The following is a 26,832-nucleotide window of genomic DNA, read 5'->3' on the forward strand; positions in this document are numbered from 1 at the left end:
TTATTTCCTATATCCCAAGGCAATTCGGGAAAATAAATGGTGAATTTGGGAATGGCAGTTGTTTTATGCTCCAAAACATTCCATTATTGAGCCGTATTTATAATTTTATTTTCCCCACTAATTTGCTACTGAGCCGAATTTCATCCTACCATTTTACAATTTAGCCATAAATGTATATATAAAAAAATCCTCGCAATTCCGCAAAAACTTATGAAAAGTTTTATTGAAATTACGAGGAACACCCCTAGTGGGCGCTGAGGGATTCGAACCCCCGACCCTCTGCTTGTAAGGCAGACGCTCTGAACCAACTGAGCTAAGCGCCCGTCGTCTCTGTGACGGTGTCAGGCAAATCATTTCTGAATTGCGAGTGCAAAGGTACATAGTTTTGGGAAAATGTGCAAGTTTTTGTTTGTTATTTCGTGTATTTTAAATGTATTCTTGTTTTTAGTCAAGAATTCTTTGGCAGAGTGTTAGAATTTCGGTATATTTGCATTTTGGAATTGTTATTAAGTGTTATGTCAAAATACGATGGAAGATGGCGCGAAAGATTAATCCGAGGCATTTCATACATGCGATACCGATGTTCAGGTATGCGTTGCTGCTATTATTGGGCGTGGTCCTTGCGGAGAGTTGTTTTTCTGCGCCTGGAGTGCGGGAGTGGCTGGTTTTGCTGTGTTGTTTGGTAGGTTTGGCATTGATTGTCAACAAGCGTCATGAGATGACAAGCAGTGTGTTGATATTGCTTGCGATTGTAGTGCTTGGCGGTTTGCGTTACAGTTTTCATGCAGAAGATGTTTGGGTCGTGGAGGAAGACAGCCGTTGTGAGATTGAGTTGGTTGTGGCAAGTGAGCCGATAAGGAGGGGAAAGGTTGTGCAATTTGATGGAATTGTGTCAGGAACTGGTGACGTGGGGGATGCGTGTGGGGCACGATGTAGGTTGGAAGGCAGGAAGTTACGTGTCTCTTTGTTGCGTGATACGATAACAAAGCGATATGAGGCTTTGCACATTGGGCAGTCGGTGGTTGCTGATGTGGACATTAGTCCGTTGAAGGATTGGCACAGAATGAACGACAATTTCGACTATATACGTTGGCAAACTATGCGTGGCATTGTCGGCAGAGGTTTTGTAGGTATAGGCAAGTGGGAGTTTTCGGAGTCAGGCAGTTCCGCTTTAGGCTTTTGGGAGAGGTTAAAGCTAAAGGCATTAGTGTGGCGTCAAGTGCTTTTGGACAAGATCAGTGAGACGGGGATAAGCGGCGATGCATACGCAGTAATGACAGCGATGGCGTTGGGAAACAAGAGTGCGCTCACGCCGGAGTTAAGGGAAGAATACAGCATGTCCGGTGCATCGCATATATTGGCGTTATCCGGCATGCATCTGTCAATAATATATATGTTGCTTATATATCTCCTTCCGCGCAGGAATTTATGGAACAAACTGTTTGTTTTAGCAGTGCTTTGGGGATATGTTGTCTTTGTAGGGATGTCGCTATCGGTGGTCAGGGCAGCTTCGATGCTGACGATATGGGAAATGGTTTGGCTTATGGGCAGAGACCAGAAGCATCTTAATGTCTTTGGACTGACATTGGCGGTGATGGTCATAGCAAATCCTGAAAGCCTGTGGGATGTAGGCTTTCAGATGTCGTTTATGGCTGTTTTCGGGATAATTGTTTGCCAGCCATTGATGGATAAGATGATTCCGGTAAGTCTGATGAAAATAAAGCCTGTTGACTTGCAGGAACTACCGTTGTGGAAGCGTGTGCGATACAGGTCGTTGCGGAGTTTGTGGTTTACGGCATGTGTCAGTGTTTCCGCACAGATAGGCACTGTTCCGTTGTCCGCTTATTATTTCAGCAGGGTGTCGTTATATTTCCTTTTGACAAATTTCATTGTCATACCATGTGCGACAGTGATAATCTGCGGAACGTTTTTGCTCACGGTGATTGTCATTGTGAACATGGTTGCAGGTGGCGGTTTGACGATAATGGCACGACTTGTCGCCGCTATACTATCGGCTATTGTCACGGCTCAGAATGAGATTTTGAGTTTCATTGCGCGTGTGCCGGGTGCAAGTATAGAGGAAATCCATATCAGTGTGGTTCAGGTTGTGGCATTATACGCTATGGTCTATGCCCTCCTTTTAGTTCTATACCGTCTGGTGCGAGTGAGATGATGTGCTGTTTGTAAAGGTCGCCGACGGCGCGTTTGAACACCTTTTTGCTTACATGGAACTCGTTATAGATATCCTCTGCCGGAGATTTGTCAGTGAAAGGGCAGTAGCCGTCATGATAGAAGAGATATTCATGAAGGCGTTCTGAGAAATCAAGTGTCTGCTCCCGTCCCTGTTTTTGCAGTACAATGTCGAGCTTTCCGTCAGGGCGAACAGTTGCGACGAAGCCTTTCAGGCGGTCGCCCGTATGCAGTTCGCGGAATATCTGGTTGTCATAGACAAGTCCCTGGAATTTGTTGTCCACAATAACTTTGAAGCCGAGGTCAGTCTTTTGCCACACAAGAATTTTCACTTCGTCATTCTGCTTATATTCCGGGAAATCCTTTGACAGGAACTTCTCCACCTTTGCCGATGCCATGATGCGGTAAGAGTCCTCGTCAACATGGATATGCACGATGTAAGACTTATCCTTTTCCATTCTCTTTTTCTGTTCACGGAAAGGGCAGAACACATCTTTCATCAGTCCCCAGTCGAGGAATGCGCCATGTTCGTTGGTCCATGCCACGTTGAGGAATGCGAAATCCCCTACCATAGCACGTGGTTTCTGTGTTGTGGCTATAGGGCGTTCGTCTTGGTCAAGATAGATAAAGACCTCCAGCTCGTCACCCACCTTTGTGCCTTTCGGTACGTAACGTGTAGGGAGCAGTATGTCGCCGGTTGGTCCGCCGTCAAGATATAGTCCGAAATCAACCTTACGGCTTACTGTCATTCGGTTCATTTTGCCAAGATAAAGTGCCATGTGCGTATGTATTTTAGTTTGAAGTGTGAGTTTTTTTGCTAATAGGAAATGTGTGTCTTACGGCTCTACGGTCTGTTCCTGTTCTTTTCTCGTATCGTCAACTATCATGCCGTCGCGCATGTGTATTGTGCGGTCGGTAAGTTCGGCAAGAGACTCATCGTGAGTGACGATGACGAAAGTCTGTCCGAGACGGTCACGCAGTTCAAAGAACAGCTGATGGAGTTCAGACTTGTTCTTGGAGTCAAGTGAGCCGGACGGTTCGTCAGCAAGCACCACAGACGGGTCATTGACAAGTGCGCGAGCCACAGCCACGCGCTGTTTCTCACCGCCAGAAAGTTCGGCAGGCTTATGGTTGACGCGGTCAGACAGACCGAGCATGTCAAGCAGTGACAGCGCCTTTTCCTTTGCCTGACGCCGTGATGCTCCGGAAATAAGAGCCGGAATCATAACATTCTCCATGGCAGAGAACTCCGGCAGCAGCTGGTGAAACTGGAAGACGAAGCCTATGTGCTTGTTACGGAAATCTGCCAGTTTGCCGCTTGACAGGTTTGTTATCTCCTGTCCGTCAATGGTTACAGAGCCAGTGTCAGGTTTGTCGAGAGTTCCGATAATCTGCAGCAGTGTTGTCTTTCCCGCTCCCGATGGTCCGACGATGCTTACCACTTCACCTTTGTTGATGACGAGACTGATGCCTTTCAGCACTTCAAGTGAGCCGAAATGCTTTTTTATGTTTGAGATTGTTATCATAATGTGTCCGTTTTTATTATAGGTAAGTCCGGAGTACTATTTTCTTGTGAACAATTTGCGCAGCATGTCATAAGCAGATATCTGTTCTGTGTGCTGTGCGCTGGTGAATGTCATGAGTTCAGACTTGCCATATTGGTCAGGGAATACAATCATTGTGTTATGTCCTTTGAAATGGGATGACAGTTCATCCGGCAGTCTGTCCATTGCATTCTTGTAGGAAATGGTTCCCTGTCGTGCAGTTATGATGACGAACATGTCTTCATCAGTGATTTGCGAGGCAAGGGTCGGCAGGTGGTTCCAATGCTCCATTGCCGAGTATTGTGCCCGGACACTGTGGTGGTGAGTGTTGATATACTCCTTTATATGCTGCAATGTGTCATGGCGTCCATGGAACACAATCCTGCAGTTGAGGTTTCCTGCCATTCTTGCGAGACGCTCCACCCAACGGTGGAAGCCCGGTTCAAACTCTGCACGTGACGGCACAGCGACCTGCAGGCGGTGCAATGTAGACAGCGGTTGCACGCATCTGGCGATTATAATCTGGCGGTTCAATCCGTTGAAAAGGCTTTGTGCAAACTCTCCCCAGAAGCGAGTTGTGATTTCCTGGTGGATATGCAGTCCCATGATAATCTCTGAAGCGTCGAACTCACGGAAAGCATGCTTGATGCCGTTGGCAATGTTTGTCGCAAGCCTCACCTGTGTCTGCACCCTCACATCAATGGCGGCTGCTGTCTTTGTGATATGCGCCAGCAATTCCTGTCCCTGCTTTTGGTTATATGCGGCACGGTCATCATCGTATACAACATTAAGGGCGATGACCCCACGGTTCAGTTTTCTGTTGCGCATGAGTATGGCAAGATTCAGCAGTGTGTCACATGTCTCAGGATATTTCACAGGAATAAGAATCTTCTCGTCATCACCTTCCTGTCGCTCCACTATGCGGTGGCGCTTGTCCTGTATGACAATCTGCTTTGATGCCTGCTCTGTTACAATGGTGCTTATGACACAAGTGAAGAGAATCATCATCACCACACCGTTCAGGGATGTGTTGTCCATGAGAAATTCTCCCGTGCTGACCTCCATCTTCATTCCCACCATCACCATAGCTATTGCTCCGGCTGCATGGGCTGAAGTCAGTCCGAACATCATGTTTCCAGCCGACCATGGCATGCGGAATGCAAGGCAGGATGCATAAGCCGCAATGGCTTTTCCGAGGGTGCCGAAGACAACCATGATGAAGATTACCAGCAGAATGTTGCCGCCTTCAAACATCACACTGACATCAATCAGCATTCCCACGCCGATAAGGAAATACGGAATGAATAGTGCATTGCCGATAAACTCGATGCGGTTCATAAGAGGCGAGACATTAGGGATGAAGCGGTTGAGCACCAATCCGGAATAGAACGCTCCGAAAATCCCCTCCAATCCTACGAGACTTGCCATTACAGCAGAAGAGCTAAGCACAGCAATCACAAAGATAAACTGCATCACTGCATCAGAGTAACGGCGCAGGAAACAGACTGTAATCCAACGTATTGCATAGTAAGCTGCTGCACAGTATGCCACGAATTTAGCAAGGAAGAGAATCCAAAACAGAGGGTCACCGGCGTTACCTTGGTATGCGCTTGTCAACGCAGCAAGGACAATGAGCGACAGCAGAAGTGAGAGCATGGAAGCACCTACGGAGAGTGTCACGACCTTGCGTCTCTGTATGCCATATCGTCCTACAATAGGGTAAGCTATCAGGGTGCACGATGACATTATGCATCCTAACAAGAGTGCCGACATCGGGCTGTAGTCAAGATACGCCACCGAGGTGAAATAGGTCAGCACAAAGGGGGTTATGAAGGACAGCAATCCAAAGACGAGCACACGTCTTGCATTCTTCTTCAATCCCTCAGTGTCCATTTCGAGACCGGCAAGGAACATTATGTAGTAGAGTCCGATGTTCCCGAATATCTCGAACGACTCTCCACGCACAATGACATTCAACCCATACTTTCCGATAACCACTCCTGCAAGTACCATGCCTATGATGTGTGGGATGCGCAGTTTGCCCATAATAATCGGTGCAAGGAGTATTATGAGCATCACGGTGAGGAATATCATCGTGGGGTCTGTTATCGGAAAGTATTGTGTCAGGTATGGCATGAGTATTCGTGTGATTATCAATCAGTACAGTTTAGAGGAAAGCAACCTGTATATCTTTTTGTTCTACTATTTCCAACAAGTGGTTGCATTATCAAGTCAGTACAGTCTTTACGGCTTTTTCTTCTCACTGTCGGCACGCGCCCTTGACTTTGTCACAAGCCAGACACCTGAGAATACAAGCACTATGGCGAGAGCATGTGACCATTGCAGGACGGCAAGTCCGAGGGCAAGTGAGAATATCACGGACACGATAGGCTGCACATAATTATATACGGAGACCACAGTTGGGCGCAGTGTCCGCTGTCCTATCATTGTGCAGATGTAACCGAGATATGTTCCGAAAAGGACAACATAGCCGGTCTCAAGCCATGTCTTCACCGGCACATTCGCCCAATCGATGGCAGCGACCTGTGGGTAAGAGAACGGCAGGATGAACAGTGTGGCATATAGGAACATCCACTTGTTTGTCGTGAAGACACTGTATCGCTTTATCAACGGATTGAAAAGCGAGAGATAAAGTGCGAAGGAGAACTGTGCTCCGAGTGCGAGAAGGTCTCCACGGATGTCGCCAACCTTGTCGCTTACCGCACTTGCCGATGTCAGGATAAGTATCAGTGCGCCTGAACATCCCATAAGCACGCCCAATGCCTTCTTGCCGGTTATCGGCTCTTTGAGTATCAGAGCGGAGAGAATCATGGCGAAAATCGGCATCGATGTCGTCACGATACTGGCATTGATAGGTGATGTGATGGACAGTCCGAGTGTGTACAAGCACTGATTGGTGACGATGCCGAAGAGGCCTGCCCCCGCGAACATCAGTTTGTCTTTAAGCGGGACATGCTCATGCTTGACAAAAAGCGATGTCAGCCAGAATAACAATGCACCTCCTGCGACACGGAAAGAGACCATGTCAATGCCGTCAATGCCGTGGGTCATGGCGTCTTTGCCCAACGGAGCCATGAGCCCCCAGAAAGCGCATGCCATGAACATGGACAAATGGGCAATTATGTGTGTGCGAGTGTCTTTTGTCACAATAAAATATGCAATAAAGTTTAATTTCTGTGCAAAATTACAAAAGATTCAGGAAAAAGTTGTATATTTGCCACATAAAAAATCTGAAATCTATGGAAAAATACGTTGAATACATTTGCCAAGTGGAGATTCCCCGACTTTGGGGAGGACGCAAGCATATACTGTGGACTCTTGACCCGGAGGTTAATGTCCTCAGCGGTGCCAATGGCATAGGCAAGAGCACAATCCTGCGGCATGTCATCAGTGGGGTGAAGACTCTTACAAAGGATTCGGCAGGGGGTGTCATCCTGAAGACATATCCGGAGGATGCCACACTGCTGAAGTTCGACATCATCTCTACGCCTGACGTGCGCAGTGAGTTCGACATTAATCTTAATGAATTGCAGGAGCGCATAGTCCATTATCCGCATAACAGCCGATGGGCTCTTTTCTGTGACATCGTCGACGAACTTTTCGCAGCGACAGGGAAGACCATCAACCGCAGTGCGGACAGGGTTGAGCTGATACAATGGGGTGAGGCCCTGGATCTCCGCCTTCTCAGCAGCGGGGAGAAACAGATGCTCATCATACTCATGACGGTGCTCCTGGAGGACGGCGACCATACAATCCTTTGCATGGACGAGCCGGAAGTGTCGCTGCATGTCGAATGGCAGCAGGTGCTGATAGAGACAATACGCCGTCTGAACCCAAATGCTCAGATAATCATGAGCACCCATTCGCCTGCAATAATCATGAACGGGTGGCTTGACAAAGTGACTGAAGTGAGTGACATCACCGTCTGTGGCAATGCTTCCGGCAATGCGTGAGACAGTCTGTTGCAATGTTGCTTGTTTAGGAGAATCTTTACGCGAAGCTTGTGAGAATAACCCAACACATATCGTCCAAATACATGACCGCCACCAATGCGTTGCGGTCCAAAGAGTCCAGGCATAGGATTGTTGCCTATGTAGAGAGCTATGACGACATACTCTTTTGGCGCACCGTCCTCAATCAGTTTGAGAACGGCAAGCGTTACTTTGAAATCATGCTGCCTACAAAGGCGCGCAACGGCAAGAATGTCCTCGGCAGGGGCAAGAGGACGGCTCTCCAGAGCATACTGCAGAACACGGGGAAGGACATGATTGCCTGTGTCGATGCCGACTATGACTACCTTATACAGGGGATGACAGAAAACTCGCAGATGATGCTTGGCACTCCTTATGTGTTCCATACCGTGGCATACGCCATAGAGAATCTGCTATGCTATGCCGGCGGACTGCATAATGTCTGTGTTATGGCAACGCTCAACGACCATAGGATTTTTGATTTTGAGGCATTCCTGCGTGAATATTCCGAGGCTATATGGTCCTTGTTCTGCTGGTCTGTGACCTTGTACAGGAAGAGCCGTTTCGATGTGATGACAATAACGGACTTGAACAATATCATAGCTACCGGGACATTAAAGATGGGCAATGCCTCTTACATTGTCAGCAAATTGCGTGCAAAATGCCAGCAGCGCGTGAACATTCTGCGCAATTCTTATCCTGATTTGGCTAAGGAAGTGCCACGCGTGAGGGAGGACTTGAGGCGGCTCGGTGTCACTCCGGGCACCGTTTATCTGTACATCCACGGCCATCACCTTTTGGATAAGGTTGTGGAACCTCTTGTCAAGAATGTGTGCGACAGTCTTATAAAGGAGCGTGAGCGTGAGATTCACAACCAGGCGCAGCACCATACTCAGATGAACAACGAGATGTCGTGCTACACAAATTCGCTTGAGAACATCTCTTCCATGCTTAAGAAGAACACGGGCTATCTTAGCTCTCCTGTGTTCCAACAGATAATCCGACAGTTTGAAGAGGTGTTTGAACAGTAGTGAAAAATAGTATATGATGAAAAAGGAAGGCAACATTTCGCATGGTGGAATGTTGCCTTTTTGTGTGACAAATAGGCGTATGGATAAAACGCCCCATACGCAAAATTTTCGTCTACGGACGAAAATTTTGCATAGTTAATCGTTGTGGCAAACTCCATGTGCGCATAAAATCCAAGTTGCATAATATATCTGACAGTCTGAAGGTGTGCTTGGATAAAACAAGTTGTGTGTAATATGTTGAAAATCAGTGCGTAAAAAAATAGCGCAACAAATGGTGACACTTTACGTTATGAAAGGTTACCTATTACATGACGAAAGGTTATGTTTTGTACGGCAAACGGTAACCTTGCGTTCCGGCATAAGGCATGGTGGAAATGCAGTTTGTTGCTTTTATCCTGAAAAATCGTCAAAAAAAGTTCCGGAATCTGTAGGAAAATCAAAATAAAGTATTATCTTTGCAAGAGAAATGAATAAATAAATCTATGAAATATGGGGCAGATAGCATTTCTCAGGATGTTCATGCTTGTTTCCGTCCCAACCGATGTGAATGACAATCGTAGACATCTGCACGTGTTCCGAAAAGGAGGACGGCATCTTCATTCTGCAGCAAAGATTTGGATTGAAAAGAATGGGGAACCGTGTGTGGAGATTGCAGAATCAACCCTGTCCGCAAAAGAGAATAATCTGCTTGTTGAAGCCATAAGGCGGCATTGGAACTTTATAAATGACCAGATAACCAAGACATTTAATGGTGAGAAGACAATGGTCAAAAACATTGAAAAATAATTCATTATGTGTAAAATCAATAACGTTAGTGTGGGCATTAAAAGTCTGGATTTCAGAAAATACAGAGGAAAAATGGCTGCCAGTCTGACTGATGGTCGCGAGGTCATTGTTCCGCTGTCAATGTTTCCGGACATCAAGAGTCTTTCGCTGAAGAAGCGTGACGAGTGGATGATACTTGACGACCAGTTTTTCACGTTCACCCATCTGAGTAATGTATATTCCATACAGGATTTGATGGGGCTAAAGAGCTTGTCTTGATTTCATAGAGACAATATCAGCAAGGAAGATATTGAAAAATTCAAGGATGGCATATTGAAAATAAGTGTCAACACTTCTCCTGACATATACACGAAAGAATGGATTAAGGACAAAATAGAAAAAGGCTTGTATGAACAGTATGCAAAGTCTTCATCCAACTCTTTTGATGACGATTTGTTACATATAGATCATATATGGGAGTATTATTCATTGTTTTAATAGTTGTTGCATTCCTTATTGTAAAGCATCACAAGGAACAAAAACTTATAGAAACAGTAACAGAGAAAGGACGAGGCGAAAGATCTGAAAGGCGCTCTGTTCTTGCGCTGCTCAAAATGGGGATTGACCAAAGAGCAATTTTTCACGATTGCTATCTGAAACACGCATCAGGGGCTTACACACAAATAGATTTAGTCGTAGCTACTCCTAAGGGGCTGATTGTCATAGAAGAAAAAGATTATAGTGGTTGGATTTTCGGCAACTCACGCCAGAAATATTGGACGCAGATTTTAGCGTATGGCAGAGAAAAGCATCGATTCTATAATCCAATTATGCAGAACAAAGGGCATATTAATGCTATCCGAGAAAATCTGCACCAAAACCATGGCATACCAATATATTCTGTGATTATTTTCGATGGTTCATCTATACTCAAAGATGTTACTATCGAAGAGAATCATGTCTACCTTATATATCCGCGTGAACTTAAGAGAACCATTGAAAGCATAATGCTGATGCCTAATGCTAACTATGGCAACAAGCATGAAATCATGAATGTGTTTACGCAAGCAGTGCGAAACGGTAAGAATCCAAACATCATTAACGCCCAACGTTGCACTGCTTCATATGCTTCCTATAATAAGCCTGAATCTACGTATTCATATAGACCTTTCCGGTTTTTACGCTGGCGAAGGCATTGGTAGATAGGTATTTTTGGTGAAAGCAGTTTTGCTTTATTTGGAATTCTCAAGGTATACAAGATTTACAGCAGAGAATTTTCAATCATCTGCCTTATACCAACAATAGACTGCTCTCCCTATGGCATCTATAACACTCCTTTTTATAAAAACAAATTTCAACTTTGTCTAAGGTAACTGTTTCGGTAAATATTATTTTATCATCTATAAAAGCATGGATGAATTCCGAGAGGTCAAGTGTACCATCAGCATAGTCATTGGCATGAGGATTAATGATGACAACAGCTTCTCCTGCTTTGTTTTCAATCTTGAAACATGGCTTGTTTTCCATTATGCCTGGAGATTTTGAGGCGTGAAGCAATAGCCAGCATCCATGAATTTGTTCTTCATGCATAGCTTTGCAGACAGCTTCCACGTTTCGTGGACTTTTGCATACATTAATGGCTACTTTATGGTTGGCGCATTCGATTAAAATGTCAGCAGTCCACAATGCTGTTTTTGCTTTCAGGATGTAATGCAGTCCCATATCTTTACAGATATTGGCGATTTTGTTTATTATAAGTTCTTTTTCCATGATGATATAGTTATTGTTGTTATTTTCCGTTATTAGGGGTGGCGTGTGACTCTGTTTGCCATTACATACCCCTATTTATACCCCAATGATGTTTGGATTTCGATGTCAAATTTATTATCTTTGCACCGTGGATTCTGATATGACAAAATGCTGTATTGCAATTCGCGGTGCTCTTTGACATGTTTACATATTATTATATATATATGGTGTTCCTGGATTTGGTGCTTTGAGGGTAGTTTCGTATGGCATTGGTAAAAATAAAAATGCCATTACAAGAAACATCTTCTTATAATGGCATTTGCTGTATGCTTTATTTCAACTTTTTGGGCCAATGCTTCACGAGTGTGAGGTCAAACACAAGTGTGCTGAATGCAGGGATTCCTGTTTGGGCAGATTCGCCGTAACCCAGCTGTTGTGGGATGTATACCCTCCAACGGTCACCGTCGCGCATGTTGAGCAGTGCTGTTGTGAACCCGTCGATGAACGCTCCTGTGACGCCTGTGTATGGATTCATGAGCGCGAGGTCATAGTCTCCGACCCATGATGAGTCGAACTGGTAGCCGACGATTGTACCGTCGTCCATCTTTGTCTGGTAGGAGTCAGACGGCATGAGATAGCCACGGTAATGGATTCTTACGGAGTCTGTCTGTATCGGGCTTACAGTGCCGGTGCCGGTGTTGAGCTTCTCCACGATGATGAAGTCTGTCGGGACTTTCGTTCCGGGCATCTTTGAGTAGCAGCGCACTGTGTCGACGTTGGTTGCTCCGGCAGCTTTCTTTTCCAAAACGTCGGTATATTTCTCCATGAAATATGCCTCGTTGCGGTTCTGCCAGTCAGCGAACTCTGTGTTTTCATCGTCAGTCTCACTGCATGACGAGAGCAGTGAGACAGCGATGAACAGCATGAAATATAATGTTTTTTTCATTTAAGCGTTTGCTTATTTCAGGTTTTTGAGAAGGCTTGAGATGTTTACCTTGTCCTCGATTATGCTGCGGAGGTCGGCGATGTTGACACGCTCCTGCTCCATGGAGTCACGGTGGCGGAGTGTCACAGTGTTGTCCTCGAGGGTCTGGTGGTCAACGGTCACGCAGTAAGGAGTGCCGATAGCGTCCTGACGGCGATAGCGTTTGCCAATCTGGTCTTTCTCCTCGTACTGGCAGTTGAAGTGGAACTTGAGGTCGTTGATTATCTCGCGAGCCTTTTCAGGAAGACCGTCCTTCTTTGTGAGAGGGAACACAGCGAGCTTCACAGGTGCGAGAGCAGCAGGGAGGTGGAGCACTGTACGTGTCTCACCGTTATCGAGTTTCTCCTCCTCATAAGAGTGGCACATCACTGAAAGGAACATGCGGTCGACGCCGATTGATGTCTCGATGACGTACGGAGTGAATCTCTCGTTTGTCTCAGGGTCAAAGTATTCAATCTTCTTGCCGGAGTATTTCGCGTGCTGTGAGAGGTCGAAGTTTGTGCGTGAGTGTATGCCCTCAACCTCCTTGAAGCCGAATGGCATGTGGAACTCAACGTCTGTTGCTGCGTTGGCGTAGTGGGCGAGCTTGTCATGGTCGTGGAAACGGTAGTTCTCTGCACCGAATCCGAGAGCCTGATGCCATGCCATGCGGCGCTCTTTCCATTCCTTGAACCAGTCAAGTTCTGTGCCCGGCTTAACGAAGAACTGCATCTCCATCTGCTCGAACTCACGCATACGGAAGACAAACTGGCGTGCGACAATCTCGTTACGGAACGCCTTGCCTATCTGTGCGATGCCGAATGGCAGCTTCATGCGTCCTGTCTTCTGCACGTTGAGGTAGTTCACGAAGATGCCCTGTGCTGTCTCCGGACGGAGATAGATTGTTGATGCGCCTTCCGCGGCAGCACCCATTTCTGTCTTGAACATGAGGTTGAACTGGCGGACATCTGTCCAGTTGCGTGTGCCGGAGATAGGGCATACAATCTCTTCGTCAATGATTATCTGCTTCATGCCTTCGAGGTCAATGCCTCCTTCGGCATTCATGACAGTCTGGTAACGCTCATGCAGTGCGTCACGCTTTGCAAGAAGCTCTGCAACCTTTGGTGATGTGGCGCGGTACTGCTCCTCGTCGAAATTCTCCTTGAAACGCTTGCGGGCTTTCTCTACCTCTTTCTCCACCTTCTCCTCATACTTTGCAATCTGGTCTTCGATAAGGACATCGGCACGATAGCGTTTCTTAGAGTCCTTGTTGTCGATGAGAGGATCGTTGAAAGCGTCAACGTGTCCTGACGCTTTCCAGATTGTTGGGTGCATGAAGATTGCAGAGTCGATGCCCACAATGTTCTCATGCAGGAGCACCATGTACTGCCACCAGTACTGCTTGATATTGTTTTTCAGCTCCACGCCGTTCTGACCGTAGTCGTAGACAGCGCCGAGTCCGTCGTAAATCTCTGATGATGGGAATACAAAGCCATATTCTTTACAGTGGCTTACTATTTTTTTGAAAACATCTTCCTGTGCCATATTTTCTCTTTAGTTTTAATTTACAATCTGTTGCGAAGATAATACAATCCGAATGCAAAGTTAATGCTTTTTTCCCGAATAGCGTTACCTTTTTGCTTTTTTTATAAATAATGTATAGATAATTACCGGTGCTCCGAAGATAGGAGTAATGGCATTGACCGGTATGATGAGGTTTTCCGGAAACACGCAGATTATGTTGCATGCCACGCTTATGGCTGCTCCGCAGAGCATTGTGGCAGGGAGCAGAATCTTGTGGTTTGACGTTCCGGTGATGAATCGTGCAATGTGCGGCACGGCAAGTCCCACGAAAGCTATCGGTCCGCAGAATGCTGTGCTTACTGCAGTAAGGATGCCTGTGGCAAGGAATGTCACCCGGCGTGTCCTGCGGACATTGATTCCGAGGCTTTGTGCATAGTTCTCACCGATAAGAATCGCGTTGAGTTGCTTAACAAGGGTTATGGAAAGCATGATTCCGATGCCGCAACACAGTGCGAAAGTGGGCAGTTGTTCCAGGCTGACATCACTGAAGCTGCCCATGCCCCAGAACACGAAAGCCTGGACATTGTCGGCACTTGCAAAGAAATTGCATAGTGAGACGACGGAGGAAGTGAGGTAGCTTACCATTATTCCCACAATGAGGAGTGTCATGTTGCTTCTGACAATGGCAGCTATCGCAATAAGCAATACGATAATGACCATAGCCCCTCCGAACGCCGCTGTCACTACGGAGAGGACTCCACCGCCAAGGAGGGTGACAATAGCGACACCCAATGACGCTCCGCTTGATATGCCGAGGATAGACGGACCGGCAAGAGGGTTCCTGAAAGTTGTCTGCAGGAGCAGTCCCGAGGTTGCCAATGATGCTCCGCAAAGCAGTGCTGTTATGGTCTGAGGGATGCGTGATTCGGTTATGATGTATGTCCAGCTGTCTTTTTCTGCCTGTCCGCCGGTGAGTACATCAAGCACTTGTCCGGCAGGAATTTCTACAGAGCCGAACAGCAGACTTGCCAATGAAAGGACAGCAAGCAATACGATGCAAAGGGCTATTCTAAGCATTTGTAATATCTCATTGAGTAATCTTTGAGCACCTCAGGGTGAAAGATTTTGATATAGTCTCTAAGCAGAAGATTTGGTTGGAAAGGCGTTTCTTCGTAGTACATTGTCTTTCCGAGGTCACAAGTGTAGATGTTTTTGTTCTTGAACGCACTCATCCTTGCATAGTTAGTCCATTCCTTTGCCAAGAGAGGATAGGACATGGCTTCCGCTTGGTTGTACTTTATGAGCCATATTTGTGCCTGCTGTGCTTTGTCAAATACGACTTCCGGAGAATAGGGGAGCGCTCCTGACGCCGTCTCTCCTTTGAAAATGTAGTCCGCACCGGCGTCGGCAAGCATCTGCCCTACGGTGCTGTTCCCTCCAGCCACATACCATGCAGAGCCGTATTTCTTCTCTGTGACGACAGTAGGGCGTTTCTTTCCTTTTACCAGACCTTTCAGTTGGTTGTAGTCTTTCTCTATTTCCGCGAACAGGCTGTCTGCCTCTGTCTGCTTGCCAAAGAGCATTCCATAGAACCGCATCCATTCTGCGCCGCCAAGAGGGTGGGTTTCCATGTAGTCGGCGCACTCGATAAGTGGAATGCCGAGTTTGCCCAGCTTGCCGTAAGAGCCGCTGTCCTCATAGGGGGAGAGGAGGATGGCATCCGGTGCAGTGTCGATTATTTTCTCTATGTTTGGCGACAAACTCGAACCACAATCTTTGATTATGCCTTTTGCCGCGTCTTTATGAACCTTGGGCAAATTCATGAAGTTCAGGTCACAGACACCGCAGACACTCTTGTATGCGCCAAGTTTGTCGATGAGGCTGACATGTACGGAACCGGAGAAGACGCTGTGTGTGAGTGGAATGCTAACGATGTCCCCTGTAGGCAGATGCTCCGGCAGCTCCTTTTCGTGGCCTTTTGGCACGAGGAGGTAGCGGTGGAGAATCTTTGTCGTGTCCCATGGGTTCTTTATTTCCGCAAGGACAAAGCCTTCTCCTTCCTGAAGAGTGAGCAGACGGGCATATTTCATGCCGATTACCTCTGCTCCTTCAACAGAGTCAGCGGTGCTTCCTCCCACACAAGAAGTGAGGCAGGCAAGCACCGCTGCTATGATTGCGATAAGATGTTTACTTTTGAACATATTTGATGTTTGGAATAACATAAGTAGGACCGACACCGCACTGGAACGTTTTGAGGTAGTTTCCTGTCAAGGTGTTTGCAAAAGAATCCGCGTTAAGTCCATATACAGCACAGAATCCATAGTCTTGATACTGCGGTATGCCTGCATTCTTAGAGAGACAAGTTATGTATACCAATCCGGAGACAGGGTCAAGGGATATTTTGTTTGGCTCCAAATGGCTGATGTCTTTGCCGTCTGTGAGCATGTTCTTTCTTCCGCTTGAGATGTTATATGCGAAAAATTCCGGTGTCCCTGTTGAAGGGTATGAATGTGGGTTGTTTATGCCCAAAATGACATTTCCACTGATACACATCTCTGTTGCAGCAAGAACCAAAACGGAATTCTTTCCTTTCAACTCATAGATGCCGTAATCTTTCTGTGTGTGAGGTGGAACCGGGTCATAAGTTCCTGAGTCAAGATAGAAGATTCGTCCCATTGCAGTCTGTACGTCCACAACATTTTTCATCTCAGGGGTCTTGATTTCCTCTGAAGTGCCTGTAGCGAGGTTAATCTTTGAGATTGAAGAGTTCTCACCCGAGGCATAGTTAGAGTTTGCAACATAGAGGTAGCCATCGGCTATTGCCAAACCTTCAGAATAGCTTCCGCAGTCATAGGTCTTGGTGATAGTGTTGTTGGCAGAATTGATTACAAAGACTTTCTTTTCGAAAGTTGAGACAAACAGTTCGTTGTTGCTGACAACGATATGGCGTGGCTTGAATGTGTTTCCTTCCAGTTCAAGCTTTATTCTGTCGACTTCCACCATTGAAGTCTTGTCTGCGACAAAGATTGTCTTTTCGTCTGTTCCAACGATGTATATTTTGTTCCCACAGATGGCTGCATCGTTGATGGTGCCTTTGAGACTGGTGCCGTTAGCAGAAAAGTAAATGTCCGGGTTCATTGTCCATTGGTTGATGTCGATGTAGTTGTAGGTGAGATAGCCGATAGAACCATTAACGTTGCCAAAATTGCCTTCCTGGACAATAAACACTCCTTCGGTGAGGTAGTAAGAGCCACCTTCCCACTCGTAGTCCGAGCCGGTGTTGCAGGCTGTCAGTGCGAAGACAGCTGCCAAAAGATAGAAAAATTTCTTCATGTTTGTTTATTTGTTTTTATTAGTTATGTTTACAACGTGTATTTTACAGTGAACTGCCAACTGCGTTGCGGCATGGGATAGTCGCGCACAATCTCGTACTGCTTGCCGAAGATGTTCTTCACATCCAGTTGCAGTTGCAGGGAACCTTTTGTCAGGCGTATCTCGCGCCATGCGGTGATGCCCCAGTCGCTGTACGCGTCAAGCATTGTTGTCGGCAGGTGGTTGTTGGTAGCCCAGCGCTCGGTGACCATTGTTCCGTTGAAGGACAGGTTTGTCCAAGGATTTTCCCATGCGATGGAGACGCTGCTCGTATGTTCCGGGGTGTAGGCTATCTGCAGATTGTAGTATGGCGACTCCTTATCCGTGCGGTCTCTGACAGACTGTGCGGTGTAGTTTCCTGAAAAAGTAAGTGTGTGAAGCCGTCCCAATCGCTGCGTGATGCTTGCCGTCGCGTCAAGTCCGAGTGTGCGCACATGCCCCATATTGATGTTTGTCCAGATGAACATATTGAACGGTATTGCCACGATTTTGTCCTTCACATGGTTGAAATAACCGTCGGCGGTTACGCTGAACTCGCTTCCTCTGCCGTATTTGTGCCGCCATGTTATGCCGAGATTGACCTGATTCGTCCTTTCCGGTTGCAGGGTTGTGCTGCCATAATGCTTGTAGTAAAGCTCGTTGAACGACGGGGCGCGGAAGATGTCCTTATACGAAGCACGCAGGAAGAGTTCCTCTTCGGGGAGGAGTTGCAGGTTGAGTGACACGGACGGCGACAGATGCTTGATGTCCGGAGCGCTTGCCCCTTCTGACGCTCCATTATAATATAAGGAGTAAATCAGCCTTGCCATGGCAGAGAATCTGCCGTAGGAGTATTTCCCGGTGGCACTCTGCAGGATAGTATGGCGCAACGGATCACGGTAGGTTTCCACATCACTTCCTGTGAAATTGTTGAAGGAATAGTCGGCAGAGTAGTCAAATGCCAATCTCTCGGTAGGAGTGTAGAGCAGGCAGACCGATGTGTATGCCTCACGCTGCCGGTACTTATGATCCATGATGTTGTCAAGATACCCGAGGTCTTTGTAGTCACTCATCGCGTAGCTGAACCGTGCAACATAAGCCAGACGCAGTTTGTCTGTGAAGGATGTCCTCCATCCCATCTGTGCCATGGCATTCTGCTCACGCAGAGTCTCCTTGTTGTCGTTCACGTAATAGTGGACGACTCCCGGCAACTGACGGCTGTTGTCATAGTAGTACAGCTTCATGGTCAGTTGGTTCCTGCTGTCAGGCCGGTAGGCGAGGTTTAGCTCTCCATGTCCGGATTTCATGCGGCTGTTTTGCCTTCTGCCATGCGTTGTCTCTATGCCGTTAACAAGAGTGTACGGATAATCGTTGTCAGTATATATGTATTCCCCAACTGCACTTATCCCGAATTTCCTTGTCAGATTCTTCTCTATGCGCAGGAAAGGGCTCGCATAGCCCCACGAACCGGTGCGCAGTTGTGCCGTGAGATGCGTTTGGAGGTCTTCCGACGGCATGCGGTGCGTCCTGATGTTCAGTACGGCAGGTGACGCAACATTCCTCACAGGCTGGAAAATGTCCTCGTTGTCCCCGACAGTGAGTGATAGTCCCGAGACATTGTCGAGGGAGTAGCGTGAGACATCAATCTCCCCGCTCTGGCAGTCGCTCAGCGATATGCCGTCATAGACGACTGCTGTATGTCGTGCTCCGAAGCCTCTGACGCTTACAGTCTTCATTCCTCCTGCACCACCATAGTCACGGAGGGTCACTCCCGGCAGCTTGTTCAGCGCGCTGCCGATGTCTGTCACGCCGAGCTTGCTGAAATCGGCAGTGGCAAGAGAATATTCCGGAGCTGTGCTGCGCACATCGCGCCCACGGTATGTTGACACGACATTGACAGTGCCCAAGGTGTCTTCCTTTGCGATTCCTGCATCCTGTTGCGCGGCAGCATTGCCACAGACCGTTATGCCTGCCAGCAGTGATACCAGCGGTTTTAGTGGTTTCATCCCTTTCCTCGTATTGTTGAACATTGGTTTCGGCCATAGCCCCTAACCCACGAGTGGGCTGCAGCCCCTATTGGAAATGGCAGGTCTTCTGACTTTCTCCTCCGCCTTCCCCTTCCCGGCATCTGCACAAATGGTGGTTGCCAGTGGTTCTTGGAAAGCGGCAATAACAGAGATTACAGCAGCGGGACTGTTCAGGATTTCCACCTAATTCCATTGCCAAATCCGCCACAAAGATACATACTTTCTTTGAATTATGCAAGAAAACATTGTTAAATGAATGTTTTGGCTTGTATTTTGGATAGGTTAAAGAGTCAACCCGCAAGTGCAATTGTGAGTTGACTCTTTAGGACTAAAATTTGTTGTTTTCATAATAAAAATTACAAATCGCTTGTGTATATGAGAAAATAATTGTAAATTTGCAACAGAATTAGGTAAAAAGGTGTAAAATTGAAACTTTGCAAGAGAAATGAGCGATAGACTTTACATATTTGATACTACTTTGCGTGACGGCGAACAGGTGCCGGGCTGCCAGCTCAACACCGTGGAGAAAATCCAAGTGGCAAAGCAGTTGGAGGCTTTGGGCGTTGATGTGATTGAGGCGGGCTTCCCTATTTCAAGTCCGGGTGATTTCAACAGTGTCATAGAAATCAGCAAGGCTGTCACATGGCCTACGATATGTGCGCTGACTCGTGCCGTGCAGAAGGACATCGATGTCGCTGCCGAGGCGTTGCAGTATGCCAAGCGCAAGCGCATACACACGGGTATCGGCACATCCCCTTCACATATTAAATATAAGTTCAACAGCACTCCGGAGGAAATCATCGAGAGGGCTGTCGCTGCCGTTAAGTATGCGAAGAGGTATGTGGAGGATGTAGAATTCTATGCGGAGGATGCGGGACGCACTGACAATGAGTATCTTGCGCGTGTCATTGACGCTGTGACAAAGGCAGGCGCGACTGTCTGCAACATACCTGACACGACGGGATTCCGACTGCCGGGGGAATATCAGGAGAAGATAAAGTACCTCTATGAGCACGTCGATGCTTTCTCCGCAGGCAAGGCTATCCTCTCCACCCACTGCCATAATGACCTCGGCATGGCTACCGCCAACACCGTAGCCGGTGTGCTTGGAGGTGCGCGGCAGGTGGAGGTGACAATCAACGGCATTGGTGAGCGTGCGGGCAATACTTCCCTTGAAGAGGTTGCCATGACATTCAAGACCCACCCGGAGCTTGGCATAGAGACAAACATCAATACAACAAAGATTTATCCGACATCACGCATGGTCTCCTCACTGATGAACATGCCGGTGCAGCCTAATAAGGCGGTGGTGGGAAGAAACGCTTTCGCCCATTCTTCGGGTATACATCAGGACGGTGTGTTGAAGAATGTCTCCACTTATGAGATTATGGACCCAAAGGATGTGGGCATCGATGACAACGCCATTGTCCTGACCGCGCGTTCCGGTCGTGCTGCCTTGAAGCACCGCCTTCAGGTCAACGGTGTGGAACTTGACGGCGAGCGACTTGATAAGGTTTATGCCGAATTCCTGAAACTTGCCGACAAGAAGAAAGAGGTGAACGACGATGACATCCTTGTCCTTGCAGGTGCCGACCGTGCGAATGCTCATGCTGTACAGCTTGATTTCCTTCAGGTTACGACGGGAATGGACGCAAAATCGAAGTGCGTTGCTTCCATAGGTCTTGACATCAGCGGGCAGAAGTTTGAGGCTTGCTCTACGGGCAACGGTCCTGTCGATGCAGCCATCAGGGCGATGAAGAAGATTATCATGAAGGAGATGGTGCTGAAGGAGTTCACCATCCAGGCTATCTCGAAAGGCTCTGACGATTTGGGCAAGGTACACATGCAGGTGGAGTACAACGGTCATGTCTACTATGGCTTCGGTGCGGACACTGATGTCGTGAAGGCTTCCGTTGAGGCTTACATCGATTGCGTGAATAAGTTCAAGTAGAAAAGGGGTAGGTTGGTCAATGTTGACAATACTGACATAACTGACAATATTGATCCAAATAAATAAGCAGTGCACATGCCACTTTGCCTGCGGAGCAGGAGGATAAAACGAAATGAAGAAGGTCTATAAATCGAAGGTTGACACATGGTTTGTCGCTGTCATATCAGGATTCACATTGATTCCTATGGCACCGATGCTGTATTCCGGTTTTTCGGTTGTTCTCTTTTGCATAGTCATTGCCATATTATGCTTTACTATGGCACTGTTGTTTGGCATAAGATACATAATTGACGGAAAGGATTTGGTTGTCAAATGTGGATTTCTCTTTTCGGAGAGATTCCATATTGATGACATTATGTCCATAAAATCAACGCATACCATGCTGTCTTCCCCTGCTGCCTCGTTGGACAGGCTGTAACTGAAGTCCCGCAAAGGCTCGGTGGTCATATCGCCTAAGGATAAAATCGGCTTCATAAAAGACATACAAGAGATATGTTCTCATGAAATAAACATAACATTATATGGGAAAAACATTATTTGACAAGATTTGGGACGCGCACGTTGTACAGAACGTGGAAGACGGTCCTACACAACTTTATATAGACCGCCTCTATGCTCACGAGGTGACTTCGCCACAGGCTTTTGACACTCTGCGCGATAAAGGCATCAAGGTTTTCCGTCCCGACCATGTCGTGGCGATGCCTGACCATAACACTCCTTCCGACCAGCAGGAGCGCATCGATGACCCGGTGGGCAGGAAACAGGTGGAGACACTTGCCGCCAACTGTGCGGAGTTCGGTATCAGACACTTTGCTATGGGTACAAAGGACAACGGCATCATCCATGTTGTCGGTCCTGAGAAGGCTCTCTCGCTGCCGGGAATGACAATCGTCTGCGGTGACTCCCACACTTCCACCCACGGCGCAGTGGGTGCAATTGCCATGGGCATCGGCACAAGTGAGGTGGCGCAGGTGCTTGCTTCACAGTGCATTCTGCAGTCAAAGCCTAAGACAATGCGCATCAATGTGGAGGGGGACCTGCCGGAAGGCACAACGGCAAAGGATGTGGCACTGTACATCATGGCACAGATGACAACCTCCGGAGCGACAGGCTATGCCGTGGAATATGCCGGTTCGACAATCCGCAACATGTCCATGGAGGGGCGTCTGACCTTGTCCAACCTCTCAATAGAGATGGGTTCGCGCGCCGGACTTATTGCTCCTGACGAGACAACCTTCGCTTATCTGAAAGGACGTGAGTATGCTCCGAAGGGCGAAGAGTGGGAGAGTGCCGTAAGCAAATGGAAAGAGTTGTACTCTGACGATGATGCTGTGTTTGACAAAGAGGTAACGTACAAGGCAGAGGATATAGCTCCACGCATAACCTACGGCACAAATCCGGGTGCGGGAATTGCCATTGACGAATGCATCCCTTCGCTTGAAATGATAGCAGAAGAGGAACGCGAACAGTTCCTTGGAATGCTTGATTACATGCAGTTCCAACCGGGACAGCGACTGGAGGACACACCTGTCGACTATTGTTTCCTTGGTGCTTGCACCAACGGGCGTATAGAGGATTTCCGTGCTTTCGCCTCTGTGGTGAAGGGAAAGAAGAAGGCTGACAATGTCGTGGCATGGCTTGTGCCGGGCTCATGGCTTGTGCGTCAGCAGATAATCGATGAGGGCATAGACAAAATCCTTGAGGAAGCGGGCTTTGAACTGCGCCTGCCTTCATGCTCAAGCTGTCTTGCCATGAATCCAGACAAAGTGCCTGCTGGCAAACTTTCCATTTCAACCTCCAACCGAAACTTCGTCGGTCGTCAAGGCCCCGGTGCGCGCACAGTGCTTGCATCGCCGCTTGTTGTCGCAGCATCTGCAATAACAGGCGTGATTACCGACCCGCGGAAATTGTAAATAATGGTTTTAGGGGGATGTAACATGTTTCATCATGTTTTATCATGATTCATCATGAAATTCCACCCATAACCTCCAACCCACAACCATACTTATGTCCAAGCAAAAATTCAACATAATACAGAGCACTTGCATCCCTGTCGCAATAGACAACTGCAACACTGACCTTATCATCCCGGCGCGCTACCTCGCCAGCACAACGCGTGACCCGAAGTTCTTCGGAGACGCTTTCATGCACGACCTGCGCTATGACGCTGAAGGAAACATTGTCGAGGATTTCGTGATGAACAAGCCTGAATTCTCCGAAGCTCCGCATGAGGGCTGCCACGAGATTATTGTCGGCGGACAGAACTGGGGCTCAGGTTCAAGCCGTGAGCATGCGGCATGGGCAATCGCCGGCTATGGCATCCGTGTGGTGATTTCGTCTTCTTTCGCCGACATTCACCGCAACAATCTCCTCAACTGCTTCGTCCTTCCTGTCGTAGTCACAAAGGAATTCCAGCAGGAACTGTTTAACACAATCGCCGCAAATCCGCAGGCGGAGGTGAAGGTCGATGTGCCTAACCAGACGGTGACAAACCTCACGACAGGAAATTCCGAGCATTTCGAGATAAATTCCTATAAGAAATATTGCCTCGAAAATGCTTACGATGACATTGATTTCCTTCTCTCAAACACGGAGAAGATAGAGAGCTTTGAGAAGAAATGATGTCTGTCAGGATTAACTAATATTTGTTCGTAGGTTTGTGAATAGGAATTTCATAGAAATAATGGACTCTACGCTCCGCGACGGCGAGCAGACCAGCGGAGTCTCTTTCGTGCCTCATGAGAAATTAATGGTGGCACGGATGCTTCTCAGGGACGTCAATGTCGATCGCATTGAAGTGGCGTCGGCACGAGTTTCCGACGGCGAAAAGACCGCCGTGGCGATGATATGTCGGTATGCACAGATGACCGACGCCATTGGCAGGGTGGAGGTTCTCGGCTTTGTCGACGGCGGAAGGTCTGTCGACTGGATAGCGGATTGTGGCGGAAAGGTCATCAATCTCTTGTCGAAAGGCTCGCTGAAGCATTGCATGCAGCAGCTTGGCAAGACAGCGGCGGAACACATCCTTGACATCCGCCGTGAGGTGGACTACGCCCATTCCAAAGGATTGGAGGTCAATCTTTACCTTGAAGACTGGTCAAATGGTATGAAAGACTCACCGGACTATGTGTTCCAAATGATGGAAGGTCTGAAGGACTGCGGTATCAGGCGATTCATGCTGCCCGACACACTGGGCGTCCTTAACCCCATGCAGGTGATGGAATTCTTCCGCACAATGCTTGAATGTTATCCCGAAACTCATTTCGACTTCCATGCACATAATGATTATGACCTTGCCGTAGCCAACAGTTTGGCGGCAGTAGTGTCAGGAGCTGCCGGTCTGCATGTCACGGTCAACGGACTTGGCGAGCGTTGCGGAAACGCACCACTCAGTTCGGTGCAGGTGATTATGCGTGACCAACTGGGAGTGAAGACGAGCATTTGCGAGGACAGGCTCAATGAGATTTCACGCCTTGTGGAGTCGTATTCCGGCATCTCTGTCGCACCAAACCAGCCAATTGTGGGGGAGAATGTCTTCACACAGGTGGCGGGAGTCCATGCCGACGGTGACAACAAGGACCGCCTTTATTGCAATGACCTTACCCCGGAACGTTTCGGAAGAAAGCGCGAATATGCTCTTGGAAAAGCCTCCGGCAAGGCGAACATTGAGATGAACCTTCAGGAATTGGGACTTGAACTTGAGCCGGAACAGGTTCGTCAGATAACGAAACGTATAACGGAACTTGGTGACCGCAAGGCGGTTGTCACGCAGGAGGACCTGCCGTTCATTGTCTCTGATGTGCTGAAACACACTGCTCCCGAGGAAGCTGACAAGGTGAAGCTCCTTGGCTACATGGTCAGTCTGGCTTATGGCATAAAGCCTTTGGCATCACTAAAGGTGAGCATCAACGGCGAGGAGTTTACCGGCGAGGCCACCGGTGACGGTCAGTATGACGCTTTTGTGAAGGCACTGCGCCGCATCTATCGTGACAAACTCGGTCGCTCATTGCCCGACCTCCTCAACTATGCCGTCACCATTCCTCCCGGCGGTCGCACCGATGCCCTTGTGCAGACAGTCATCACGTGGCAGGATGAAAACCGCATTTTCCGCACCCGCGCCCTTGATGCCGACCAGACACAGGCAGCCATAAACGCCACAATCAAGATGCTTAACCAAATAGAGAACTCACGATAGCTCCCAGACGTGTAATTTGCAATTCAAAATATTGCTGCTCAATACGTTACACTATGTGACCTTTTGCATGACAAAAGGCCGCATAGTGTCAATTAAACCATAACCTTTTATTGACCTAACCGTCACCTTCCGATTAAGTGGAAGGTTGTTCTTTTCTTTTGACTCCAAACAAGATGTATGCTAATGTTGGGCTTAACCTCAGCACATTGCTGATTATCAGACATGTCCCTATCACAATCAAGCTAAGTGATAACGAGATACAGAGTTCAATCACCTCGTTATGGCTCTCTGCGAAGAATCTTCCGATCTCTTCTAAATTGCGTGGCAAGAAGAAAAAATGCAACAGGTAGATGTCGAGTGTGCGTCTGCCAATATATTGTAAGCTACGTCCCGGCAATGTCTCTTTTGTGAATGAACTTTCATATTTCCTGAAGAAAGTAAAAACAATAACAATACCAAGTAAGCCGTCAACTATGAACAGCAGCCACTGCGCTTGTGGCAATGTGGCAGGAATGTTAGGGCGGATGAATATTATATCTGTAAAGAAAAGAGCCAAGACACATCCAATAGCCTTGCCATGACAGGTCATTGCTTGAAAATATTTCCAATTCTGCCTGACAAGTATTCCAAATGCGAAAAATATGAAATATCTTAATTGGGCTATCCCTAAGACGCCTATTGTATGTTCGCTTATTATTTCTTGGAGCATGTTTCGACCATATTTCCCACTAAAGAAATACAGCGTCAGCGCACATAACATCAGTGCGAGCTCCTGATTTCTTGCTGAAACTTTTCTGAACAAAGAAATGAAGACTACATATATAAAGAAATATTCAAACAATGATAATGTAAACCAATATCCTGCTTTTGGAGGAGTGCACAAGCAAATTGGAAGGTTAATGTCGAACATATAGGCATATATACTCAGGAATATTGCTGTAGGAGCGATTTGTACCATGAATTTCTTTTTTAGGAAGGATATGGATTCCGTTTTGTCCCAGATGCGTTCCGCGTTATAAAAAATGAAACCGCTTGCAAAAAAGAACAAAGGCATGCGGAACAAAATGAACACTTGATTCCAAGGCAGTGAGACATTGTGGTAGCTGAAATATTGTATATGCGAATATACAACAAGTAGCATTGTGAAGCCACGCATAGCGTCAAGATATTCAATTCTTTTCTTTTCCATGAAAATCATATTTTTATTCCTAAATGAAAATAGGTGCAATTATGCTGCAAATTTAATCATAATATTTGAAAAAAACTTTTTTTTATGCCTAAAAAACTTTTTATCCACTTTATGTTGTATCCTGTTCCTCCCTTTTCCTCAAATCTCCACTCGTTTTCCCATGTTTTCCTCCTGTTTTCTCATGCTTTGTCACGCTTCCTCCTGTTGTATCAAGCTGTATCATTCCTCCCATTCCCTATAATATATAATAATGTTCATATCTTTATACTCGTTGATTTGAGTCAATGAAAGCGCAAAAGTTGACTTTTTCTTGCAAAAAAGATTGTCAAAGTCTTGCGGGAATGCGAAAAAAGCTATACC

The 26,832-nt window shown here is 47.2% G+C and carries 23 protein-coding genes, 1 tRNA gene and 1 riboswitch; of the genes, 11 read left to right on the forward strand and 13 right to left on the reverse strand.

What is annotated here, in order from left to right:
• Window positions 1-248: 248 nt before the first annotated feature.
• A tRNA-Val gene (locus tag E5358_RS14080) sits at window positions 249-323 on the reverse strand.
• Between the two features lie 212 nt (window positions 324-535).
• Here E5358_RS14080 and E5358_RS14085 point away from each other — a divergent pair.
• Window positions 536-2,173 carry a ComEC/Rec2 family competence protein gene (locus E5358_RS14085; protein WP_135940816.1) on the forward strand — a complete coding sequence of 546 codons (1,638 nt, stop codon included), beginning with the start codon at window positions 536-538 and terminating at the stop codon, window positions 2,171-2,173.
• On the opposite strand, the gene E5358_RS14090 is transcribed toward E5358_RS14085, so the two are convergent.
• From E5358_RS14090 to E5358_RS14105, 4 genes are all read right to left on the reverse strand, one after another.
• Window positions 2,121-2,969: a CvfB family protein gene (locus E5358_RS14090; RefSeq protein ID WP_135940817.1), complete on the reverse strand. Its 849-nt coding sequence runs from the start codon at window positions 2,967-2,969 to the stop codon at window positions 2,121-2,123. The two genes, E5358_RS14085 and E5358_RS14090, sit on opposite strands and share 53 nt — an antisense overlap.
• A 57-nt stretch (window positions 2,970-3,026) precedes the next feature.
• Window positions 3,027-3,716 carry an ABC transporter ATP-binding protein gene (locus E5358_RS14095; RefSeq protein WP_135940818.1) on the reverse strand — a complete coding sequence of 230 codons (690 nt, stop codon included), beginning with the start codon at window positions 3,714-3,716 and terminating at the stop codon, window positions 3,027-3,029.
• Between the two features lie 36 nt (window positions 3,717-3,752).
• Entirely contained in the window at window positions 3,753-5,870 is a 2,118-nt protein-coding gene (locus E5358_RS14100) for a cation:proton antiporter (RefSeq protein ID WP_135940819.1), read from the reverse strand.
• 108 nt (window positions 5,871-5,978) lie between these two features.
• Window positions 5,979-6,860, reverse strand: coding sequence for a DMT family transporter (locus tag E5358_RS14105; RefSeq protein ID WP_135940837.1), 882 nt, complete (start codon window positions 6,858-6,860; stop codon window positions 5,979-5,981).
• 134 nt (window positions 6,861-6,994) lie between these two features.
• Between E5358_RS14105 and E5358_RS14110 the strand changes: the two genes are divergently transcribed.
• From E5358_RS14110 to E5358_RS14130, 5 genes are all read left to right on the forward strand, one after another.
• A complete protein-coding gene (locus E5358_RS14110; protein ID WP_135940820.1) occupies window positions 6,995-7,708 on the forward strand; it encodes an AAA family ATPase in 714 nt (237 codons plus the stop codon).
• A gap of 83 nt (window positions 7,709-7,791) precedes the next feature.
• Window positions 7,792-8,757 carry a DUF4435 domain-containing protein gene (locus E5358_RS14115; protein ID WP_135940821.1) on the forward strand — a complete coding sequence of 322 codons (966 nt, stop codon included), beginning with the start codon at window positions 7,792-7,794 and terminating at the stop codon, window positions 8,755-8,757.
• Window positions 8,758-9,246: 489 nt separating this feature from the next.
• Window positions 9,247-9,543, forward strand: coding sequence for a DUF4160 domain-containing protein (locus tag E5358_RS14120; protein WP_135940822.1), 297 nt, complete (start codon window positions 9,247-9,249; stop codon window positions 9,541-9,543).
• Between the two features lie 6 nt (window positions 9,544-9,549).
• Window positions 9,550-9,801: a hypothetical protein gene (locus tag E5358_RS14125; RefSeq protein WP_135940823.1), complete on the forward strand. Its 252-nt coding sequence runs from the start codon at window positions 9,550-9,552 to the stop codon at window positions 9,799-9,801.
• A 194-nt stretch (window positions 9,802-9,995) separates the two neighbouring features.
• Window positions 9,996-10,724: a nuclease-related domain-containing protein gene (locus E5358_RS14130; RefSeq protein ID WP_135940824.1), complete on the forward strand. Its 729-nt coding sequence runs from the start codon at window positions 9,996-9,998 to the stop codon at window positions 10,722-10,724.
• A gap of 88 nt (window positions 10,725-10,812) precedes the next feature.
• On the opposite strand, the gene E5358_RS14135 is transcribed toward E5358_RS14130, so the two are convergent.
• The 7 genes from E5358_RS14135 to E5358_RS14165 all read right to left on the reverse strand — a co-directional run bounded on the left by E5358_RS14135 (window position 10,813) and on the right by E5358_RS14165 (window position 19,116).
• Window positions 10,813-11,292 carry a hypothetical protein gene (locus tag E5358_RS14135; RefSeq protein ID WP_135940825.1) on the reverse strand — a complete coding sequence of 160 codons (480 nt, stop codon included), beginning with the start codon at window positions 11,290-11,292 and terminating at the stop codon, window positions 10,813-10,815.
• Window positions 11,293-11,602: 310 nt separating this feature from the next.
• Entirely contained in the window at window positions 11,603-12,217 is a 615-nt protein-coding gene (locus E5358_RS14140) for a BamJ family beta-barrel-assembly machinery protein (protein ID WP_135940826.1), read from the reverse strand.
• A gap of 12 nt (window positions 12,218-12,229) precedes the next feature.
• On the reverse strand, window positions 12,230-13,780 hold the full coding sequence (locus E5358_RS14145; RefSeq protein ID WP_135940827.1) for a glycine--tRNA ligase: 1,551 nt from the start codon (window positions 13,778-13,780) through the stop codon (window positions 12,230-12,232).
• A gap of 84 nt (window positions 13,781-13,864) precedes the next feature.
• A complete protein-coding gene (locus E5358_RS14150) occupies window positions 13,865-14,836 on the reverse strand; it encodes an iron ABC transporter permease (protein ID WP_135940828.1) in 972 nt (323 codons plus the stop codon).
• On the reverse strand, window positions 14,824-15,960 hold the full coding sequence (locus E5358_RS14155) for an ABC transporter substrate-binding protein (protein WP_135940829.1): 1,137 nt from the start codon (window positions 15,958-15,960) through the stop codon (window positions 14,824-14,826). Before E5358_RS14155 ends, E5358_RS14150 begins: the two co-directional genes overlap by 13 nt.
• The gene (locus E5358_RS14160; RefSeq protein ID WP_135940830.1) at window positions 15,947-17,092 is read right to left on the reverse strand and encodes a DUF5074 domain-containing protein; all 1,146 of its coding nucleotides are present in this window, start codon (window positions 17,090-17,092) and stop codon (window positions 15,947-15,949) included. Before E5358_RS14160 ends, E5358_RS14155 begins: the two co-directional genes overlap by 14 nt.
• Before the next feature lie 29 nt (window positions 17,093-17,121).
• A complete protein-coding gene (locus tag E5358_RS14165) occupies window positions 17,122-19,116 on the reverse strand; it encodes a TonB-dependent receptor plug domain-containing protein (RefSeq protein ID WP_168354693.1) in 1,995 nt (664 codons plus the stop codon).
• Window positions 19,117-19,177: 61 nt separating this feature from the next.
• Window positions 19,178-19,352, reverse strand: a riboswitch (cobalamin riboswitch).
• A gap of 230 nt (window positions 19,353-19,582) precedes the next feature.
• Here E5358_RS14165 and E5358_RS14170 point away from each other — a divergent pair.
• The 5 genes from E5358_RS14170 to E5358_RS14190 all read left to right on the forward strand — a co-directional run bounded on the left by E5358_RS14170 (window position 19,583) and on the right by E5358_RS14190 (window position 25,283).
• Complete coding sequence (locus E5358_RS14170) at window positions 19,583-21,088, forward strand: 2-isopropylmalate synthase (protein ID WP_135940832.1); 1,506 nt, start codon at window positions 19,583-19,585, stop codon at window positions 21,086-21,088.
• 112 nt (window positions 21,089-21,200) lie between these two features.
• A complete protein-coding gene (locus E5358_RS14175) occupies window positions 21,201-21,506 on the forward strand; it encodes a PH domain-containing protein (protein ID WP_135940833.1) in 306 nt (101 codons plus the stop codon).
• Window positions 21,507-21,609: 103 nt separating this feature from the next.
• Entirely contained in the window at window positions 21,610-23,001 is a 1,392-nt protein-coding gene (leuC, locus tag E5358_RS14180; protein WP_135940834.1) for a 3-isopropylmalate dehydratase large subunit, read from the forward strand.
• Between the two features lie 94 nt (window positions 23,002-23,095).
• The gene (gene leuD / locus E5358_RS14185) at window positions 23,096-23,710 is read left to right on the forward strand and encodes a 3-isopropylmalate dehydratase small subunit (RefSeq protein ID WP_135940835.1); all 615 of its coding nucleotides are present in this window, start codon (window positions 23,096-23,098) and stop codon (window positions 23,708-23,710) included.
• 61 nt (window positions 23,711-23,771) lie between these two features.
• Complete coding sequence (locus tag E5358_RS14190) at window positions 23,772-25,283, forward strand: alpha-isopropylmalate synthase regulatory domain-containing protein (RefSeq protein WP_135940838.1); 1,512 nt, start codon at window positions 23,772-23,774, stop codon at window positions 25,281-25,283.
• 133 nt (window positions 25,284-25,416) lie between these two features.
• Here the strand turns inward: E5358_RS14190 and E5358_RS14195 are convergent, their stop codons facing one another.
• A complete protein-coding gene (locus E5358_RS14195; RefSeq protein WP_168354694.1) occupies window positions 25,417-26,472 on the reverse strand; it encodes an acyltransferase family protein in 1,056 nt (351 codons plus the stop codon).
• Window positions 26,473-26,832: the final 360 nt, after the last annotated feature.

It is taken from the genome of Palleniella muris, from assembly GCF_004792655.1.
Lineage (GTDB): Bacteria > Bacteroidota > Bacteroidia > Bacteroidales > Bacteroidaceae > Prevotella > Prevotella muris_A.